Origin of the sequence: Pseudoduganella sp., from assembly GCF_041914865.1 — a bacterium.
In the GTDB taxonomy this organism is placed as follows: domain Bacteria; phylum Pseudomonadota; class Gammaproteobacteria; order Burkholderiales; family Burkholderiaceae_D; genus Rugamonas.
In genome coordinates this window covers 47,316-64,019 of record NZ_JAYSCO010000031.1, presented here as the reverse complement: position 1 = coordinate 64,019, position 16,704 = coordinate 47,316, and the positions used below count along the sequence as shown (strand labels likewise).

The window sequence follows — 16,704 nt, the reverse complement described above, 5'->3', positions numbered from 1 at the left end:
CGGCCCGCTGTTCAAGGGCAAGCGCGTGGCGGTGATCGGCGGCGGCAACTCGGGCGTGGAAGCGGCGATCGACCTGGCCGGTATCGTCGAGCATGTGACCCTGATCGAGTTCGGCGCCGAACTGCGCGCGGACGCGGTGCTGCAGCGCAAGCTGGCCACCCTGCGCAATGTGAAGGTGATCAAGTCGGCGCAGACCACCGAGATCCATGGCGACGGCAAGAAGGTCAATGGCCTGAGCTATACCGACCGCGAAAGCGGCCAGTCGCATCGCGTCGACCTGGAAGGCGTGTTTGTGCAGATCGGCCTGGTGCCGAATACCGAGTGGCTGAAGGGCACCATCGACCTGTCCAAGCATGGCGAGATCGAGGTGGACAACAAGGGTCAGACGTCGGTGACCGGCGTGTTCGCGGCGGGCGACGTGACCACCGTGCCGTACAAGCAGATCGTGATCGCGGTGGGCGAGGGGGCCAAGGCGGCGCTGGGCTCCTTCGATTACCTGATCCGCTCCAGCGCGGATGATGAGCCGGCGGCTATCGCTGCTTGAACCCGGTAAGGCGGGGTCTGACCCAAGGGTCAGACCCCAGGTATTTCGTCGTCTCGGGCCGTTGGCCAGTAACGCACAACCGAACCCCGGGCATGTGAACTGACTGGGTCCAAAACGAAAAAAGCCCCGAAAAAACTTCGGGGCTTTTCTCTATGTACTGGCGGAGCGGACGGGGCTCGAACCCGCGACCCCCGGCGTGACAGGCCGGTATTCTAACCAACTGAACTACCGCTCCAATTCTTCATCACAGCACCTGGTGGGCGTTGAGAGGGTCGAACTCCCGACCTAATCCTTGTAAGGGATCCGCTCTACCAACTGAGCTAAACGCCCCCGCCATCGCTGCCGGGCGTTTGTCACAACGCCCAGAAGAGGCAGAATTATAATGCAGATTCGCCTGGCGCCAAATAGCTGGCGCTTTAAATCTGCACGATGTGCGCGATCGGCACCTGCGGCTCCAGGTGGCTGGTCAGTACAACGATGCCCTGGCGCGCCGCGAGCCGCGCCCGCACGTATTCCAGCGCGGCCGCATCCAGTCCGTTAAACGGTTCATCGATCAGCAGCAGCTGCACCGGCAGCGCGAACGCCAGCGCCAACTGCATCTTCTTGTGCTGCCCCAGCGACAGGGCCGATACCGCCTGTCCCAGCACCGGCAGCAGGCGCATGGCGCGCAGCTCCTCCTCCAGCAGCGCCGCGTCCGTGCCCGGATACAGCGCCACGTGCAAGTCCAGCATTTCGCGCACTGTCAGCCATGGCAGTTGCGGCGTGTCGCCGCCGCAGTAGAAGCATTGCCGGCGGTACTCCAACGCGTGCGCGGCCTGGTCGATAGCGCCCAGGCGGATGCTGCCGTGGTGCGGCGCCATGGCGCCCGCGATCAGTTTCATGAGCGTGGTCTTGCCCGCGCCGTTCTCGCCGCGCAGCCAGGTGATGCCCGGCCCGGCCTGCATGGCAAAGCCGCGGAACAGCACGCGGCCGGTGTATTCAAAATTCAGGGACTCGATGGTCAGGCCCATAGTTCGCTTCCAATCGCGGTCAGGAGAAGGATGGACAAGGCCACCAGCACCACGCGCCCGCGCGGCGGTGCCGGCAGCACGACAAGCGCGACGGCGGCGCCGGCGGCAGCGGCCAGCCACAGCACGGCCAGCCCGCCGCGCAAGCCGCTGGCGGCAGCGGGCAGCGGCGCAGCCAGCACGCTGGCCAGCAGTGCCAGGACCAGCAAGGCTGGCAGCAAGGTGAAGCCGCGCGCGGCCAGCAGCAGCGGCTGGGGTGCCAGCGGCCACATGGCCAGCGGCTGCGCAATGGCTGCGGCCTGTTCGCGCACCGCCTTGTCGCCGCGGTCCACCAGCAGCACCAGGGCCAGGCTGGTGAACAGGCCCAGCGCCGCGCGCGGCAAGGGCAGCGCGTGCGTGCTCCAGGCCGCCGCGCCGGCCAGCGCCGCCAGCAGCAGGGCGCATTGCTGGACGCCGACCTTGTTCTCGCCGCGCCAGAACGGCAGCCAGAACAGGCGGTGCCACAGGGCCAGGTAGCGCGGCCGCAAAGGGCGGGGCGCATAGCTGGCCCCGGCTGCCACGCCAGGCCGCAGGCCCGGCCTGCGTGGAATGCCGCGCTGGCGCAGGCGCAGCCGGCGCGCGGCGACGATGGCGGTTGCCAGGGCCCAGCCCAGTGCCAGCGAGGCCGCCAGGGCGCCCAGGGCGCGTCCCCAGACGGGCCGCAGCCATGCCGGCCACTGGTACAGCCAGATGGCGGCGGAAACGGCGCAGGCGCCAGCCATCCAGCCCACCAGCCGCCCTGCCACTAGCCAGTCGCCGCGCCAGCCCAGGGCGGCGGGCACCGGCAGCGTGCGCTCCCATGCCACGGCATCGGCCGGGTGCAGGCGCTTGCGCAGCAACAGCACGGGCAGCGCCACCAGCATGGCCTGGCCGGCAATGGCAGCCAGCGCGCTGGCGGCGCCATGCGTCACCGCCAGCATGACGGGCATGGACAGGAAGGCCAATAAGCCGAGCGCGACGGGTGCGAACACCAGGCCGAGGATTTCGAGGGAATTGACCATGCTGGCAAGGAACTGCCGCAGGGAGTGGCGCGCCATCTGGCGGCGGTAGCGGATGTAGGGATGCATCCAGTGCCTCGGGAATGAAAAAAGCCCGGACTAGCCGGGCTTCTCTCTGAATATTGGCGGAGCGGACGGGGCTCGAACCCGCGACCCCCGGCGTGACAGGCCGGTATTCTAACCAACTGAACTACCGCTCCAATTCTTCATCACAGCACCTGGTGGGCGTTGAGAGGGTCGAACTCCCGACCTAATCCTTGTAAGGGATCCGCTCTACCAACTGAGCTAAACGCCCTCGCCTTCACTGTCGAACGTTTGTCACAACGTTCAGAAGAGGCCGCATTATAGGATGGTTTTAAAAACCAATGCAAGGGTTTTTCCAAAAAATCGCAAAAATTATTTGGTGACCCCGATCTGCGACATGATCCAGGCGTACTCGAACGCCTTCTCCTGCAGTGCGTTATAGCGGCCGGAAGCGCCGCCGTGGCCGGCCCCCATATTCACTTTCAGCAGCAGCGGGTTGCTGTCGGTCTTGTGGCGGCGCAGCTTGGCCACGTACTTGGCAGGCTCCCAATACATGACCTGGCTGTCGTTCAGGCCGGTGGTCACCAGCATGGCGGGATAATCTTTCATCAAGATGTTGTCATACGGGGAATAGCTGCGCATGTAGTCGTAGGCCGCCTTCTCGTTCGGATTGCCCCATTCCAGGTACTCGCCGGTGGTCAGCGGCAGGCTGGCGTCCATCATGGTGTTCATCACGTCAACGAACGGCACGGCCGCATGCACCGCCTTGAACAGGTCGGGGCGCATATTCACCACCGCGCCCATCAGCAGGCCGCCGGCGCTGCCGCCCTGGATTGCCAGGCGGTCGCGGCTGGTCCATTTTTCCTTGATCAGGTACTCGGCGCTGTCGATGAAGTCGTTGAAGGTGTTCTTTTTCTTCATCAGCATGCCGTCGTCATGCCACTGCTCGCCCAGGTCGTTGCCGCCGCGGATGTGCGCCGCCGCATACACCACGCCGCGCTCGAGCAAGCTCAGGCGGATCAGGGAGAAGTTGGCCTCTTGCGGGATGCCGTAGGAACCGTAGGAGTACAGCACCAGCGGCGCCGAACCGTCCAGCTTCACGCCCTTCTTGTAGGCCACCCACAGCGGCACTTTCACGCCGTCGCGCGCGGTGGCCCACAGGCGCTTGGTCTCGTACTGGCTGAAGTCGAAGCCGCCGGCAATCTCCTGCTTCTTCAGCACGGTGCGCTCGCCGGTTTTCATGTCGACGTCGATGGTGGCGGCGGGCGACAGCGGCGACTGGTAGCTGAGGCGGTACTTGGTCAGGCCGTACTCCAGGTTGGTGGACGGCATGGCGACATACACTTCATCGTCGAACTTCACGGTCAGCCACTTCTTGCTGGCGAAGTCGTAGATGCGGGTGCGCGCCAGGGCCTGCGATTTTTCCTGCACCGCCAGGTAGCCTTTGAAAGCGGTCACGCCCTGCAGCAGGGTGGCTTTATCGTGCGGCACGACTTCGGTCCACTTCTTCGGATTGGCGACCGGCGCGCTCACCAGGCGGAAGTTCTTGGCATTCTTGTTGGTGCGGATGTAGAGCTGGCCCTCGCGGTGGCTGACGTAGTAGCGGTGGCCCTTGGTGCGGCCCAGCACGGACTTGAACTTGCCCGTCGGCTGGTCGGCCGGCAGCATGAACACTTCGGTGGTGTCGGTGGCGCCCGACACCAGGAAGATGTGCTTGCGGTCCAGGCTGCCGACCACGTCGAGGTTGAACTGCTCGACCGCCTCGTGGTAGACCTGTTCCTGCTGGCCGTCCAGCGACACGCGGAACAGGCGGTCGGCGCGCTTGGTGGTGGCGTCTTCCTGCACCACGAACAGGGTCTTGTTGTCGGCCGCCCAGGCCAGCGACGTCACGCGCGGCATGGAAAGCGCCAGCACCTTGCCGCTGGCCAGGTCCTTCACATGCAGTTCGTACTGGCGGAAGCCGTTGTTGTCGGTGGTATAGGCCAGCAGCCTGGCGTCCGGGCTGGCCACCATCGCGCCGACGTGGAAGAACTTCAGGCCTTCGGCCATGGCGTTCTGGTCCAGCATGATTTCCTCCGGCGCGCTGGCGTCGTAGCTGCCATCCTTGGCCGCCAGGCGGCGGCAGTTGAGCGGATACTGCTTGCCCGCTTCCACCCGGGTGTAATAGTAGTAATCGCCGCGGCGCGCCGGCACCGACAGGTCGGCCGGCATGGTGCGGTCCTTGAACTCCTTGTACAGCGCATCGGCGAACGGCTTGATGTTCTCGGTCATCGCGGCGGTGTAGGCATTCTCCGCGTTCAGGTAGTCGATCACGGCCGGGTCTTTTTTATCGTGCAACCAGCGGTAATCGTCGGTCACCTGCTCGCCGTGGCGGGTTTCCATCCACTGGGTCTTGGCGGCGATCGGCGGCTGCGGCACATCGGCGGCCAGGGCGGGTGCGGCCAGCAGCGGCAGCAGCAGGCTTGCTACATAACGTTTCTTCACTTCTTGGACTCCTCAGGAAAAAATGTGCAATGATTCTAGGGTCTGATAGTTAGAAATACAACAATAATGATCACTACCGAGAAGCTGTACGCGCGCGTCGGCTGGCGCCTCCTGCCCTTCCTGTTCGTCTGCTACGTGGTGGCTTACCTGGACCGCGTCAACGTCGGTTTCGCCAAACTGCAGATGCAGGCCGACCTGCAATTGTCGGACACAGTGTACGGCCTGGGCGCCGGTATCTTCTTCCTCGGCTATTTCCTGTTCGAGGTGCCGGCCAACCTGCTGATGCTGCGCGTCGGCGCGCGGCGCTGGATCGCGCGCATCATGGCCAGCTGGGGCCTGCTGTCGGCCGCCATGATGTTCACCAGCAGTCCGGCCGCCTTCTATGTGATGCGCTTCCTGCTCGGCGTGGCGGAAGCCGGCTTCTTCCCCGGCGTGATCATGTACCTGACCTACTGGTACCCGGCGCAGCGGCGCGCCCGCATCGTCGCCATCTTCATGAGCGGGGTGGCGGTGGCGGGCGTGGTGGGCGGCCCGCTGTCGGGCTGGATCATGTCGCACTTCGCCGGCCACGCCGGCCTGGCCGGCTGGCAGTGGCTGTTCCTGCTGGAGGGCCTGCCGGCGGTGGCGCTGGGCGTGCTGACGCTGGCTGTGCTGGACGACGGCATCGACGACGCCAACTGGCTGGACGACGAGGAAAAGGCGGTGCTCAAGCACGAACTGGCGCGCGACGGCGCCGCGCGCGCGCACTGGCCGCTGCGCCACGTGTTTGGCAGCAGCCGGGTGTGGATCCTGGCGCTGATGTACTTCCTGTTCGTGATGGGCCTGTACGGCGTCGGCTTCTGGCTGCCGCAGCTGATCCGCAATGCCGGCGTGCAGGACGTGCTCGACATCGGCCTGCTGACGGCGATTCCCTATGGCCTGGCGGCGCTGTGCATGGTGGTGGTGGCACGCCATTCCGACCGCAGCGGCGAACGGCGCTGGCATGCCGCCATCCCGGCCTTTGTCGGCGCCGCCGGGCTGGTGGCGTCGACCCACTACGCGCACAGCCCCGTGCTGGCGCTGGCGGCGCTGAGCGTGGCCACGGCCGGCATCCTCAGCACCTTCCCCGTGTTCTGGAGCATCCCGACCGCCATGCTGGGCGGCGCGGCGGCGGCGGCCGGCATCGCCATGATCAATTCGCTGGGCAACCTGGCCGGCTTCGCCAGCCCCTACCTGGTGGGCGCCATCAAGGACGCCACCCACAGTACCGCCAACGGCATGCTGCTGCTGGCGGCCAGCCTGGCGGCCGGCGGCGCGCTGGTGCTGGCCTGTGTCGGACGCAAAGGAGAGATGCTGTGAAGACGGGACGCGCCCTGCTGGCAGAGTTGTTCAATGCCGCCCTGCGCGCGGCCGATCCGCTGGAAACCATCGGCGCCCACCTGCCGCCGCCGCCCAAGGGCCGCACCGTGGTGATCGGCGCCGGCAAGGCGGCGGCGCGCATGGCGCAGGGCGTGGAGCGGCGCTGGCACGGCCCGCTCAGCGGCGTGGTGGTGACGCGCTACGGCCACGGCGCGCCGACCCGCCTGGTCGAGGTGATCGAGGCCGGCCACCCGGTGCCGGACGACGCCAGCGCGGCGGCGGCGCAGCGCATGCTGGCGGCGGTGCAAGGCCTGGGGCCGGACGATATGGTGCTGTGCCTGATGTCGGGCGGCGGCTCGGCGCTGATGGCGCTGCCGGCCGGCGCCATCACCTTGCAGCAGAAGCGCGACATCAACCAGGCCTTGCTGCGCAGCGGGGCGCCGATCAGCGAGGTCAATACCGTGCGCAAGCACCTGTCGGCGATCAAGGGCGGGCGCCTGGCGCTGGCCTGCGGCGCGGCGCGCGTGGTGACGCTGGTGCTGTCGGACGTGCCGGGCGACGATCCGGCCGTGGTGGCCAGCGGCCCCACGCTGCCCGATGCCAGCACTGCGCAGGACGCGCTGCGCATCCTGCGGCATTACGGCATCGCCATCCCGCCCGAAGTCAGCGCCGTGCTGCACGACCCGGCGCTGGAAACGCCCAAGCCGGGCGACCCGCGCCTGCAGCGCAACTGCGTGGCCGTTATCGCCAGCGCGCGCCAGGCCTTGCAGGCGGCGGCCGACGCGGCGCGCGCCGAGGGCCTGCGGCCGCTGGTGCTGGGCGACCGGCTGGAAGGGGAGGCGCGCACGGTGGCGCTGGCGCATGCGGCCCTGGTGCAAGGAGTGATCGCGCATGGCAGCCCGCTGCGGCCGCCCTGCGTCATCCTGTCGGGCGGCGAAACCAGCGTCACGGTGCGCGGCAATGGGCGCGGCGGACGCAATGCGGAGTACCTGCTGGCGCTGGCCGTGGCCCTGCAGGGCACGCCCGGCGTGCATGCCATGGCCTGCGACACGGACGGCATCGACGGCACGGAGGACAATGCCGGCGCCGTGCTGGCGCCGGACACGCTGCAGCGCGCGGCGGCACTGGGCCTGGACGCGCGCGCCCTGCTCGACAACAACGACGGCTACGGCTTCTTCGCGGCGCTGGGCGACCTGGTGGTGACCGGGCCCACGCGCACCAACGTCAACGACTTCCGCGCCATCCTGCTTACCTGATGCCGGCTTTCAGGTTCTCGGCCAGCTTGGCCCACACGGCGTCGCCGATGTCGGGCCGGCCGTCCGGCGCGCGGAAGGAGAGGAAGAACACTTCGTTCTTGACGCCGGTCGCCATGTATATGAAGTAGGCCGGCTGGCCGGTGGTATTGCTGACCATGGACAGCAGCACCGCCGGGTGCTTGCCGTCCTTGAACGGCGTCACCTTGATGTTGGTGGCGGCGGCTTTCATCTTGTTCAGCGAACCCGGGTCGTCGATGCCGTAGAACATCTTGGTGCGCACCTCGTAGGTCACGTTGGTGGCGGTGGAACCGTACATATAGCCGTTGCGGTTCGGCAGCTGGGCCGCCGTGGCGCTGGCGGCGTCGGCCGGGCGCATCCAGTACTGGTAGCCGATCTTCTTGATTTTGGCCGGCATGTAGTCGACCGGCACCGGGACTTTCAGGTCGATCCGCAGCGGCAGGCGCCCGGCACCCATGAAGTTTTCGAGCGGAATGTCGCGTGTCTGCACCGGTTCCGCCGCGCAGGCGGCGACGCTTGCTGCGAGACTGGTGGCAAAGCAGGCCAGGTGCATGAACTTCATTATTTCCCCTCCGGTTTCTTGTTGCGGGCCAGGCTGGCCAATAAAGCTGCCGACGGCTGGTCGCCCTGGGCTGCGGCTTTCTGCAGCAGGGCGCGCGCCGCCTGCGCGTCGCCCCGGGCATTACGCTCCAGGCGCAGGATGGCCGCATTATACGCGGCGACCGGTTCCGCCAGCGCCGCTGCCGCCTCGAAGGCCGCCAGTGCGCGCTCCGGGCAGAGGCTGAACATCTCATGGCCGACGCCGGCCCGCAGCAGGGCGCCGGCTTCCTTCTGCTGCATGAACTGGGCCTCCAGCATGGCGGGCCAGCCGGCCGCCAGCGCCGCCATGACCGGACTGCCCTGCTCGACCGCGTATGGACCGGCCGCGAACAGGGAGGCGGCTTGCCGCGTGGTGTAGCTGCCGCCTTTGCCGTCCAGCCAGACGAATCCATCCTGGCCCTCGACCGGCATGCCGCCCAGCGCCTGCGCCAGCTGCTGCGCCAGCGCCTTGCGCTGCCGGTCCGGCGCCACCGCGCTCCACGAGGAAAGCAGCAGCACGCGCCGGATCTTGCCGCCCTGGGCGCGCACCATGCCGGCCAGCTGCCCGATGCCGAGGATACGGTAGTCGGCGCCGTACAGGTGCCAGGGGCTGCCATGCGCGCCGATGCGCAGCACCTCGTCGCCGGCGTCCGGCAGCGCTTGCATGTAGCTGTGCAAGGCCTGCTCGGCCGGCACGCAGCCCTCCTTCATTGGAGGGCAGGTGGCAATGGTGAGCGCCCCTTGCAGCGGCAGGGAGCTCGGGCAGCTGGCGCTGGCGCTGCCGGCCAGGGCTGCCAGCAGCAGGATGGGGGCGGATTTCATGGGTGTCGTTTGATTACCTGGCAGGTAATCGTCGCACGGCGAACAATTCCTGACAATGGGCCTGTCACAACACGAAAGGAGATACACCATGCACATCGTCGAACAATACCTGGCCGCCTGGAACGAACGCGCCCCCGGCGCCCGCCGCGCCGCGGTGGAAGCGGCCTTTGCCCCGCAGGCCGCCTACAAGGACCCGCTGATGCAGGGCGCGGGCCACGCCGGCCTGGACGCCATGATCGCCGGCGCCCAGGACCACTTCCCGGGCCACCGCTTTGCGCTGGCGGGCACCCCGGCCAGCCACAACGACATGGTACGCTTCTCGTGGACGCTGGGCGTGCCGGGGGCGGAACCGGTAGCGCGCGGCACGGATTTGGCGGTGCTGGCGGCGGATGGCCGCCTGGCCAGCGTGACCGGTTTCCTTGACTGAGAAGGTGGACTTATGGGCGCAGCGGTACCAGGGCAGTATTTCAGCGATTACGCGGCGGCGATGCGCTACTGGCGCGGCAAACGCGGTTTCAGCCAGCTGCGGCTGGCAACCGAGAGCGGCATTTCGCAGCGCCATATCAGCTTCCTGGAAAGCGGGCGCTCGCAGCCCAGCCGCGAGATGATCCTGAAACTCGGCATCGTGCTCGATATCCCGCTGCGCGAACGCAACGTGATGCTGCTGGCGGCCGGCTTTGCGCCGGCCTACCAGGAGCGCAAACTGAGCGATCCGGAAATGCAGGCGGTGAAGCAGGCGCTCGATTTCATGCTGCAGCAGCAGGCGCCGTATCCGGCGCTGGTGGTGGACCGCTTGTGGAACCTGGTCATGAGCAACGGCCCGGCCGGCAAGCTGCTGCACTGGCTGCTGGACGGACCGCCGCCCAGCAGCAATATGATGAAGCTGACGCTCGACCCGCAGGCGCTGCGCCAGTACATCGTCAACTGGCAGGACGTGGGCGCCGACCTGCTGCAGTGGATCCAGCGCGAAGCCATGGGCGACGGGCCGGGCAGTGAAGCGTCCAGCCTGCTGCAGGAGCTGCTGGCGATTCCCGGCGTCGCCAGCGTGTCGAGCGTGCCCAACCTGGAGCGGCGCGCCTTGCCCTTCCTGCCCTTCACGGTGCGCAAGGATGGCGTGGAGCTGAACCTGTTCACCACCATCACCACCCTGGGCACGCCACACGACGTGACCCTGCATGAACTGCGCATCGAAGCGTTCTTCCCCGCCGACGAGGCGACGGCGCAGTGGTTCCGCGCCCAGGCTGATTAAAACTCTTCCCAGTCGTCGCCGGGCGGCGCGGCCTTGGCCGGGGCTGCAGCGCGCTTGGGCGCCGCCGCACGCGCCGGTGCCGCTTCTGCTGCATCGGCCTGGCCGGCACCGGCCGATTCCGGCGCGCTGGCGGCGCGGGCTGCCGCGCGCGCCGTGGCCGTGCCGCTGCGCGCCCCGCGCAGTACCGGCGCCGTGCTGCGCGCCGGCGCTGGCGCGCGGGCGGGAGCGGCAGCCTGCATGCGTGCGCTGGCCGCCGCCGCCGCATCGAGCCGGAATACCGCCACTGCTTCCACCAGGTGCTCCGACTGCTCCTGCATGCTGCGCGCCGCCGCTGCCGCCTGTTCCACCAGGGCGGCATTCTGCTGCGTCGCATTGTCCATTTCCACGATGGCCAGGTTGACCTGCTCGATGCCCGACGACTGTTCCTGGCTGGCCGAGGTGATCTCGTTCATGATGTCGGCCACCTGCTGCACCGAGGTGACGATCTGCTGCATGGTGGCGCCGGCGCGGTCCACCAGCACGCCGCCGGCATCCACCTTCTGGATCGAATCGTCGATCAATGCCTTGATTTCCTTGGCCGCGCCGGCGCTGCGCTGCGCCAGGTTGCGCACTTCCGACGCCACCACCGCGAAACCGCGCCCCTGCTCGCCCGCGCGCGCCGCTTCCACCGCCGCATTCAGCGCCAGGATATTGGTCTGGAACGCGATGCCGTCGATGGTGCTGATGATGTCGGCCATGCGCGCCGAGCTGGCCTTGATGCCGCCCATGGTTTCCACCACCTCGCCCACCACCTTGCCGCCCTCGTTGGCGTGGCCGGCGGCCGACACCACCAGCTGGTTGGCCTGGCGCGCATTGTCGGCGTTCTGGCGCACGGTGGAGGTCAGCTCCTCCATCGACGAGGCGGTTTCCTCCAGGCTGGCGGCCTGCTGCTCGGTGCGGCGCGACAGATCCAGGTTGCCTGCCGCAATTTCCGACGCCGCCGTGTTGATGGTGTCGGTCGAGGTGCGCACCGCGCCCACGGTGCGGGTCAATGCCGTCACCATTTCCTTCAGCGCGTTCAGCATGCGCCCGGTTTCATCGTTGCGGCGCACCGTGATGTCGGCTGTCAGGTCGCCCTGCGCCACGGTTTCCGCCACGGCCACGGCCTGCAGCAGCGGGCCGGTCACCGAGCGCGTGATCAGGTAGCCCGCCGCCACCGAGACGATGGTCGCCAGCACCAGCATGCCCAGCATCAGCATGGTGGCGTTGCTGGCCGAGCGCGCCGCTTCCGCGCCATCATCGGTCATCAGCTTGCTCTGGTAGGTGAGGATGGCATCGAGCTTGCCGAAGTAGGCGTTTTGCAGCGGCACCACCTGCTTGAACAGCGCCTGCACCGCGCCGTCCTGGTCGCCCTCGCGGAACAGGGCCAGGGCGGCATCGCGCTTGGCGCGGAAGGCCTCGAACGCGGCGCGCTGGTCGGCGAACAGCTGCTTGCCTTCGGCCATCTGCAGCAGCGGCTCCAGCTTGGCGGCGGCGGCGGCGGCCGTCTTCTCCGACTCGGCCATGCTGGCCAGGAAGCCATCGCTGCTGATCTTGTCCGGCGCCAGCATGGCATTGCGCAGCGCTTGCGCCGAGCGGTTGGAATAGCTGCGCATCTCATTGGTCAGCTGCACCTTCTGGTAACGGTCGCTGATCAGGCGGTCAGTCAATTCGGCGTTGTGGCGCAGGCGGCTGATCCCCGTCAGCGACATTGCAAGCTGGATAGCAATGGCCAGCGCAAACCCCATGGCCAGGCGCATGCCGATATTCATGTTCGAAAAACCCATCTCCTTGCCTCGCTAGAAAGTAGTTTGGTGCCCTGATGATGGCATAGGCACCACGGCGCGGCGTACCGATCGGCGCCGGCGTGGCGCGCCCGCCACAACTGCTTCAGGGGATTGACTGGTACGCCGCAATGATGCCTTTGCCGTGCTCCGGCACCAGGGCGCGGCCATGGGCTTCGCCCACGTATTTGCCGTAGATGCGGGCCACCGTGCCGTCGGCCACCATGGCCAGCAGGGCGTCGGCAAAGGCTTTGCGGGCGGCCGGCGGCATGCTGCTGCGCGAAAAATATGCGCCCACCAGCAGGGGACCCGACTCGGCCACCGGCATCACCGTGACGCGCTCCTGCAGGCCGGCGCTGTGCAGGTAGCGCTTGTAAATCGTCACGGGCGCCAGCGTGGCTTCAGCCCGCTCCAGCGCTATCTTGCGGAACGCGATATCGAAATCGTTGACCAGCTCGACCCGGTTCTGGGCGCGCAGGCGCGCGACCTGGGCTTCCACTTCCGGCGTGTAGTAGATGCCGCGCACCAGGTTCAGGCGGGCCTGACTGCGTTCGACGAATTCGGCCAGACTCTTGAAGCGGCCGGGGACACGGCGCGCCAGCACCAGGTCGAAACGGGTGGTCACGTACGGTACGAACTGCGCCAGGCGGTCGCGCTCCGGCGTGCGGGCGGAACTGCCGGTCAGGTTGATGCGGCCACTGGCGTACTCGGCCCACAGGCGGGCGCGCGGGTACCAGGTAATGTCGAGCGGGCAGCCGGTGCGCCGCGCCAGTTCGCGCAGCACGTCGTTGGCGGCGCCGGTCACCTTGTCGTCTGCGCGGAAGGAGGCCAGGCCGAGGTCGCTGGCGCCGGCATGCAGGGGGGCCGGGCAGGCGGCTGCAGCGGGGCCGGCGGCCAGGGCCAGCAGCAAGGGCAGCAAGGGGAGGGTGCGCATGCGTTGCAGTATAGCCAGCCCGCCGCTTGCGCAAAATGCTGTATATAATTACAGTATCCAAGCGAACCCGACTATGAACCCGCCCCCTATGGACTGGCCCCGCCGCATTGCCCACCTCGACATGGATGCCTTTTACGCGTCCGTGGAGCTGCTGCGCTACCCGGAGCTGCGCGGGCTGCCGGTGGTGATCGGCGGCGGCGGGCGCCACCAGCCGCGCGAGCTGCCCGACGGCACGCGCGAATTTGCGCGCCTGCGCGACTATGTCGGGCGCGGCGTGATCACCACCTCCACCTACGAGGCGCGCGCGCTGGGCGTGTTTTCCGCCATGGGCACCATGAAGGCGGCCGCGCTGGCGCCGGACGCCATCCTGCTGCCGGTCGATTTCGACTCCTACCGCAAGTATTCGCGCCTGTTTAAGGCAGCCGTGGCAAGCATCGCGCCGCAGATCGAAGACCGCGGCATCGACGAAATCTACATCGACCTGAGCGAGGTGCCGGGCGAAACGCGCGCGCTGGCGCAGCGCATCAAGGACGCGGTGCGGGACGCCACCGGGCTGTCCTGCTCGATCGGCGTGGCGCCCAACAAGCTGCTGGCCAAGATCTGCTCCGACCTGGACAAGCCGAACGGCCTGACCGTGGTCGGCTACGACGATGTGCCGGCGCGCATCTGGCCGCTGCCGGTGCGCAAGGTGAACGGCATCGGTCCCAAGGCCGAGCAGAAGCTGGTGGCGCTTGGCATCGACACCGTGGGCCAGCTGGCCGCTGCCGACCCGGCCCTGCTGCAGCAGCACTTTGGCTTGAACTACGCCGAATGGCTGCAGCGTATCGCCCATGGCCGCGACGAGCGCGCCATCAGCACCAGCCACGAGCCGAAAGGCGTCAGCCGCGAGACCACGTTTGCGCGCGACCTGCACGCCAAACGCGACCGCGACGAGCTGTCGGAAATCTTCACCCGCCTGTGCCAGAAGGTGGCCGACGACCTGGCGCGCAAGCGCTATGCCGGCCGCACCGTGGGCATCAAGCTGCGCTACGCCGACTTCCGCACCGTGACGCGCGACGTCACGCTGCCGCTGCCCACCGCGGACGCCAGAGCCATCCGCCGCGCCGCCGGCGAATGCCTGCGCCGGGTGCCGCTGGACGAGCGCCTGCGCCTGCTCGGCGTGCGCATGTCGGCCCTGTGCCCGCTGGACGAGGCGGCGCGGCCGCTGCCAGTGCAGGGTGATCTTTTTGCTAATATGTGATACCGTTCCGGCGCGAACCGGAAATCCCTGACGCCGGTTCCACCTGGAACGGACATGATTACTCAGACTGCGCGCCTGCCACGGCAGGCCTGCCTAGCTGCTATCGCCTGCCTGCACCTGGCCGCTTTCCTGGCCTGGCGCAGCACACCGCCGCCGGCGCGCCCGGCCCTGCCGCAGCGCGCCAGCGATGTGGTGTTTCTCCAGCTTCCCGCCGCCCGGCCCGCTGCCAGCGTCCCGCCCGCCAGCGCACGCCGCGCCGTGCCGGCGCGCGGCAGCGCAGTCGCGCCGGGGGTGGCTCCGTTAGCCGGCCGTGGCGCGCCGCCAGGCGGCATGCCCGGCCAGCCGGCCGCCCCGGCCATGCCCGCCAGTCCGGACCTGCCCGGCGCGCTGGCCGACGCCCCCGCGCCGGTGCCGCCCGTGTTGCCGGACGACCCCTTCGCCCGACCCGCCACGCCGGCCGCCAGCACGCTGGCCCGCGCGCGCCTGGCCGCCGCCGGCGTCGACCGCCAGCTGCGCAAGGAAAGCCTGAACAGGTTCGCCACCATCGTCGATGAAGAGAAGGCCGACCGCTACTCGATCAACGGCCCGGCCTACCGCGCGCCGCCGCCGCCGGAATCGTTTGCCGACGCGCGCGGCATCGTCCACAAGCGCTATATGCTGCGCGGGAAAATGGTGTGCGAGGAAGTGGACCATGTCAGCTACAAAGCCATCAGCAAGGGTTCGCAAGCCCGCCTGGTGAGGTGCCCCAAATGAGCGCGCGCCGCCTCCCACGCCAGGCCTGGCTCGCCGTCATCGCCATGCTGCATGCCGCCGTGCTGCTGGGCTGGCGCAGCACGGTGCCGCTGCCCCTGCACACGCCGCAGCGCGCCAGCGAAGTGGTCTACCTGCAGGCGCCAGTGCCGCGCCGCGCCGTGCCCGTGCCCACCGCCCGCGCCGCCGACCCCGCCGCGCCTGCCGCGCCCGTACGCCGCGCGCCGTCGCCGCCACCACCCGCCATCCGCAGCGCCAGTGCGCCGGCGGCCGCCGAGCAAGCCGCGCCAGTGGCGGAGGCGGTGACCGTGCCGGCTGAACCTGCCGCGCCCGATCCCTTCGCCCTGCCCGGCAAGGCCCCGGACAGCACGCTGGAACGCGCGCGCCATGCCGCCGCCGGGGTGGACCGCCAGCTGCGCAAGGAAAGCCTGAACAAGTTCGCCACCTACATCCAGCCGGACACCAAGCTCGGCACGGCCATCAGCAAGGCGCAAACCAAGGAGTGGGTGCTGCAGCAGACGTCCGACATCGGCGACGGCGTGACGATGAAGCGTTACCGCAAAGGCAACCAGGAGTATTGCGAATACACCAACCTGGTCGGCGCGCGCGGCCAGGACCCCTTCCGTGACGGCAATAAGACAAAGGTCATGACTTGCCCGTGATGAGCCATGTAAAATGTCGTTCCCGTGGAAAAAGCTGATCAAGGTCGATAACGTTTATGTGGTTCAAGAATCTCCAGGTGTACCGCCTGCCCGCCCCTTGGGCATTTACTCCAGAACAACTCGAAGAAGCTCTCCAGTCGCAAGCGTTCACCCCTGCCAGCAGCAATGAGCTGATGCGCCAGGGCTGGGACAAGCCGCGCCCGAACGGCGGCCTGGTGCACGTGGTCAACAAGCAGATGCTGATGGTGCTGGGCACCGAGAAAAAACTGCTGCCGTCGACCGTGGTCAACCAGGTGGCCAAGGCGCGCGCCGCCGAACTGGAAGAGCAGCAAGGCTTCGCCCCCGGCAAGAAAGCCATGAAAGAACTCAAGGAACGCGTGCACGACGAACTGCTGCCGCGCGCCTTCACCATCCGCAGCAACACCTGGTGCTGGATCGACCCGGTCAACGGCTGGCTGGTGGTCGATGCCGCCAGCCCGGCCAAGGCCGACGACATCATCAAGATGCTGCTGAAGGCGGTCGACCGCATGCCGATCGAAAGCCTGCGCGTGCAGCGCTCGCCGGTCGGCGTGATGACCGCCTGGCTGCAGGACGACGAAGCGCCGGCCGGCTTCACCGTCGACATGGACACCGAACTGCGCGCCACCGGCGAAAGCAAGGCTGCGGTGCGCTACGTGCGCCACACCCTGGAGCCGGAAGAAGTGCGCCGCCACATTGCCGCCGGCAAGCAGTGCACCCGCCTGGCCATGACCTGGGACTCCAAGATCAGCTTCGTGCTGACCGAAGCGCTGGCCATCAAGGGCGTCAAGCCGCTCGACGTGATGAAGGAAAACGACGCCGTCACCCGCAACGACGACGAGCGCTTCGATGGCGATTTCATGCTGATGACGGGCGAGCTGAACAAGCTGCTGCACGACGTGGTGGAAGCCCTCGGCGGCGAGGCCAAGGCCTGAACCTT

Annotated in this window: 16 protein-coding genes and 4 tRNA genes; 9 read left to right on the top strand and 11 right to left on the bottom strand. The window is 67.9% G+C overall.

Annotated elements, in window-relative coordinates; genetic code table 11:
- Positions 1-544: FAD-dependent oxidoreductase (locus tag ACE3TQ_RS15705; protein ID WP_374583215.1), on the top strand; the 544-nt coding region annotated here is incomplete at its 5' end.
- Between the two features lie 158 nt (positions 545-702).
- Here the strand turns inward: ACE3TQ_RS15705 and ACE3TQ_RS15700 are convergent.
- The 7 genes from ACE3TQ_RS15700 to ACE3TQ_RS15670 all read right to left on the bottom strand — a co-directional run bounded on the left by ACE3TQ_RS15700 (position 703) and on the right by ACE3TQ_RS15670 (position 5,096).
- Positions 703-779, bottom strand: a tRNA-Asp gene (locus ACE3TQ_RS15700).
- 19 nt (positions 780-798) lie between these two features.
- Positions 799-874, bottom strand: a tRNA-Val gene (locus ACE3TQ_RS15695).
- An 86-nt stretch (positions 875-960) separates the two neighbouring features.
- Positions 961-1,554: an ATP-binding cassette domain-containing protein gene (locus ACE3TQ_RS15690; RefSeq protein ID WP_374583214.1), complete on the bottom strand. Its 594-nt coding sequence runs from the start codon at positions 1,552-1,554 to the stop codon at positions 961-963.
- Positions 1,545-2,657, bottom strand: coding sequence for a hypothetical protein (locus tag ACE3TQ_RS15685; protein ID WP_374583213.1), 1,113 nt, complete (start codon positions 2,655-2,657; stop codon positions 1,545-1,547). The genes ACE3TQ_RS15690 and ACE3TQ_RS15685 overlap by 10 nt, the downstream gene beginning before the upstream one ends.
- Before the next feature lie 54 nt (positions 2,658-2,711).
- A tRNA-Asp gene (locus ACE3TQ_RS15680) sits at positions 2,712-2,788 on the bottom strand.
- Between the two features lie 19 nt (positions 2,789-2,807).
- Positions 2,808-2,883, bottom strand: a tRNA-Val gene (locus tag ACE3TQ_RS15675).
- A 101-nt stretch (positions 2,884-2,984) separates the two neighbouring features.
- Positions 2,985-5,096 (bottom strand): S9 family peptidase, encoded by a 2,112-nt coding sequence (locus tag ACE3TQ_RS15670; RefSeq protein WP_374583212.1) that lies wholly within the window; start codon positions 5,094-5,096, stop codon positions 2,985-2,987.
- A gap of 66 nt (positions 5,097-5,162) precedes the next feature.
- On the opposite strand from ACE3TQ_RS15670, the gene ACE3TQ_RS15665 reads away from it, so the two are divergent.
- Entirely contained in the window at positions 5,163-6,434 is a 1,272-nt protein-coding gene (locus ACE3TQ_RS15665) for an MFS transporter (RefSeq protein ID WP_374583211.1), read from the top strand.
- The gene (locus tag ACE3TQ_RS15660; RefSeq protein WP_374583218.1) at positions 6,404-7,690 is read left to right on the top strand and encodes a glycerate kinase; all 1,287 of its coding nucleotides are present in this window, start codon (positions 6,404-6,406) and stop codon (positions 7,688-7,690) included. The genes ACE3TQ_RS15665 and ACE3TQ_RS15660 overlap by 31 nt, the downstream gene beginning before the upstream one ends.
- Here the strand turns inward: ACE3TQ_RS15660 and ACE3TQ_RS15655 are convergent.
- The gene (locus ACE3TQ_RS15655) at positions 7,683-8,270 is read right to left on the bottom strand and encodes a hypothetical protein (RefSeq protein WP_374583210.1); all 588 of its coding nucleotides are present in this window, start codon (positions 8,268-8,270) and stop codon (positions 7,683-7,685) included. The genes ACE3TQ_RS15660 and ACE3TQ_RS15655 overlap by 8 nt on opposite strands.
- Positions 8,270-9,109 (bottom strand): hypothetical protein, encoded by an 840-nt coding sequence (locus ACE3TQ_RS15650; RefSeq protein WP_374583209.1) that lies wholly within the window; start codon positions 9,107-9,109, stop codon positions 8,270-8,272. The genes ACE3TQ_RS15655 and ACE3TQ_RS15650 overlap by 1 nt, the downstream gene beginning before the upstream one ends.
- Positions 9,110-9,197: 88 nt before the next feature.
- Here ACE3TQ_RS15650 and ACE3TQ_RS15645 point away from each other — a divergent pair, with 88 nt between their 5' ends.
- The gene (locus ACE3TQ_RS15645; RefSeq protein ID WP_374583208.1) at positions 9,198-9,536 is read left to right on the top strand and encodes a nuclear transport factor 2 family protein; all 339 of its coding nucleotides are present in this window, start codon (positions 9,198-9,200) and stop codon (positions 9,534-9,536) included.
- Between the two features lie 12 nt (positions 9,537-9,548).
- Positions 9,549-10,358 carry a helix-turn-helix domain-containing protein gene (locus ACE3TQ_RS15640; RefSeq protein ID WP_374583207.1) on the top strand — a complete coding sequence of 270 codons (810 nt, stop codon included), beginning with the start codon at positions 9,549-9,551 and terminating at the stop codon, positions 10,356-10,358.
- Here the strand turns inward: ACE3TQ_RS15640 and ACE3TQ_RS15635 are convergent.
- Both ACE3TQ_RS15635 and ACE3TQ_RS15630 read right to left on the bottom strand, forming a co-directional pair.
- Positions 10,355-12,148 carry a methyl-accepting chemotaxis protein gene (locus ACE3TQ_RS15635; RefSeq protein ID WP_374583206.1) on the bottom strand — a complete coding sequence of 598 codons (1,794 nt, stop codon included), beginning with the start codon at positions 12,146-12,148 and terminating at the stop codon, positions 10,355-10,357. The genes ACE3TQ_RS15640 and ACE3TQ_RS15635 overlap by 4 nt on opposite strands.
- 118 nt (positions 12,149-12,266) lie before the next feature.
- Positions 12,267-13,094, bottom strand: coding sequence for a substrate-binding periplasmic protein (locus ACE3TQ_RS15630; RefSeq protein ID WP_374583205.1), 828 nt, complete (start codon positions 13,092-13,094; stop codon positions 12,267-12,269).
- A gap of 88 nt (positions 13,095-13,182) precedes the next feature.
- Here ACE3TQ_RS15630 and dinB point away from each other — a divergent pair, with 88 nt between their 5' ends.
- From dinB to ACE3TQ_RS15610, 4 genes are read left to right on the top strand one after another with little or no spacing between them, the layout of a single operon-like run.
- A complete protein-coding gene (gene dinB / locus ACE3TQ_RS15625; RefSeq protein WP_374583204.1) occupies positions 13,183-14,334 on the top strand; it encodes a DNA polymerase IV in 1,152 nt (383 codons plus the stop codon).
- A 54-nt stretch (positions 14,335-14,388) separates the two neighbouring features.
- Positions 14,389-15,087, top strand: coding sequence for a hypothetical protein (locus tag ACE3TQ_RS15620; RefSeq protein ID WP_374583203.1), 699 nt, complete (start codon positions 14,389-14,391; stop codon positions 15,085-15,087).
- Complete coding sequence (locus ACE3TQ_RS15615; RefSeq protein WP_374583202.1) at positions 15,084-15,746, top strand: hypothetical protein; 663 nt, start codon at positions 15,084-15,086, stop codon at positions 15,744-15,746. Before ACE3TQ_RS15620 ends, ACE3TQ_RS15615 begins: the two co-directional genes overlap by 4 nt.
- 56 nt (positions 15,747-15,802) lie before the next feature.
- Positions 15,803-16,699, top strand: a complete 897-nt coding sequence (locus ACE3TQ_RS15610; RefSeq protein WP_374583201.1) for a recombination-associated protein RdgC — start codon at positions 15,803-15,805, stop codon at positions 16,697-16,699.
- Positions 16,700-16,704 lie beyond the last annotated feature (5 nt).